This is a genomic window from Nostoc sp. CALU 546 (assembly GCF_048836525.1).
Window position 1 is genome coordinate 1 of sequence record NZ_JAWJTF010000369.1, and the last position, 1,838, is coordinate 1,838.

General features: G+C 40.4%; 3 protein-coding genes and 1 pseudogene. 3 read left to right on the forward strand and 1 reads right to left on the reverse strand.

The annotated features are described in order from the left end of the window. The first annotated feature begins 56 nt into the window (after positions 1 to 56). Positions 57 to 215, forward strand: coding sequence for a hypothetical protein (locus RRG12_RS43745; RefSeq protein WP_420763334.1), 159 nt, complete (start codon positions 57 to 59; stop codon positions 213 to 215). 814 nt (positions 216 to 1,029) lie between these two features. Then, the gene (locus tag RRG12_RS43750; protein ID WP_420761184.1) at positions 1,030 to 1,203 is read left to right on the forward strand and encodes a hypothetical protein; all 174 of its coding nucleotides are present in this window, start codon (positions 1,030 to 1,032) and stop codon (positions 1,201 to 1,203) included. A 248-nt stretch (positions 1,204 to 1,451) separates the two neighbouring features. Here RRG12_RS43750 and RRG12_RS43755 read toward each other — a convergent pair whose 3' ends face one another. After that, the gene (locus tag RRG12_RS43755; protein ID WP_420761183.1) at positions 1,452 to 1,694 is read right to left on the reverse strand and encodes a hypothetical protein; all 243 of its coding nucleotides are present in this window, start codon (positions 1,692 to 1,694) and stop codon (positions 1,452 to 1,454) included. Here RRG12_RS43755 and RRG12_RS43760 point away from each other — a divergent pair. Then, positions 1,687 to 1,838 (forward strand): annotated as a pseudogene (locus RRG12_RS43760) (1-acyl-sn-glycerol-3-phosphate acyltransferase); the annotation flags it as partial. The gene RRG12_RS43755 and the pseudogene RRG12_RS43760 sit on opposite strands and share 8 nt — an antisense overlap.

A 1,838-nucleotide genomic window follows, 5' to 3' on the forward strand; every position in this document is an offset into this window, starting at 1 on the left:
TGGTGGAAATGAGGGAAATGGTGTAAATGGTGGAAATGGGGGAAAGGGTGTAAAGGGTGGACCGAATAGAAATGGTGGAAATGGTGGAACTAACCGAAGTGGTCGCCGCTATCCAATTGAACTTTCCGGCTTCCTTTACGAGGACGAAGGGTTCGGAAGGTAGTAAAGACTTTGTTGGCGGCGATCGCTATCCTCAAAGCTTTGAAATGTCGTAGTCGCTGACACCAGAAATTGCGGTTTACATGAATTCGCTAACAGAGTCAGCAAAACTATCACCAGCCGCCATGCAAAAGCTGAAACGCTTATCTATAAGCAGCCTCATAAAAATTGTTCAATGATTGATCCCTCAATTTACCTTTGAGGGAAACTAAGGTGAAATTGCTCGGCAGACTCCAACCTTGAGTTTTTTCTAGTAGGTTGAATTAGTTTACCGAGCAGCTTCTTTCCATCCACTCACGATTGGTGACAAGTTAAGGCTGTAACTCAGTTATCTGGATGCCTAAGCAAGGAAATCACCCTCTTGACTCGGCTATAAAACCGTGCATGAAACGTTAAATTCACACGGCTCCTCAGTGATTCGGTGCTTTGTCAAGCACACTATAAATTCCGAGTTAAAAGGGATTCAAAAGAGTCTGATTTTTTGCCCTGTTTGAATAACAATTCATTTGCATTAAGGAGTAATTTAATGGCTAACATCAAAATCGATGAGATGTGTCTTGTATCTCATAATTCATTGCAAAATTCTAATTCGGCAAGCTTTTTCAATGATATAGCTGATGAAGAAATGCAATCTATTATAGGAGGGTACTGGGTAGAGTACTGCGAATGGGTATGGTATTACTAAGAGTTCGTTCATAGTTGACTAGCATAACTAATCAACTGGGAAATTAATTAGAACAACATTGCGACTATCCCCGACTTGCTATTGCTAAAGTCGGGGCTGAATAGCCCTTAATTAAGGTAGAAGCAAATTACAATGACTTTCTGCCCATTTTGAATGACAATTAATTTGCAATAAGGATTACTTTAATGACTAACAGCAAAATCGATGAACTGTTTCTTATATCTGATAATTTACTGCATAATTCTGAAAGCTTTCTCCATGAACTAGCTAATGATGAAATGCAATCTATTAAGGGAGGTTGTATGGAATGTTCCCACAACTACAACGGCAACTACAATGATGAATGGTGGTACTATTAAGTGTGAGTTATTAGTCCTCCATAAAAAATTTTGCAAGTTTTGGAATATTTTGTGTTGAGTCTTGATTCAATCATCGAGTCATTACTCAACGATAAAATAAGGGTTTCATCGTGCCAGGGTCAGTATTTGCAATTCTTTTAGTGCATAGTATGTACGTACTCTGCACTAAAAAGAAATTTTATCTGCGTCTACTTCCCCCTTCTTCACCCTTGGATTACACCCTAAAAGTCCCTCCACTTCGGTTCGGTTTAATCAAGGTTGGCAATCGCGCGAGTTTTCTCTTTCTCGTACTTAACGCTGATTCGCCCTTGTTGTAGGTAACGCTCAAGCGCCCGGACACTCACGTTAAAAAAGTCTGCTGCAAAGATTTCTAGATTTAGTTTTCCCCAATGGGTGAAGCAATTCATATCTATAGCTTTTTTGCGTTTGATCTGGACGTTGCGATCGCTTATGCTAAATTCAGTTTGATTTGCATTATCTTCTGTGGACAAAAACCGCGAACCGTTTATCAGTCTGGCACTTTACCACGCCTTTAAATGGTCAGTCGTCAGCCCCATGCTTCACGCTTACTTTCGGGGCCGGATTTATGGTACGGAAAATGTCCCTCAATCAGGGCCGCTACTGATAGTAAGTAA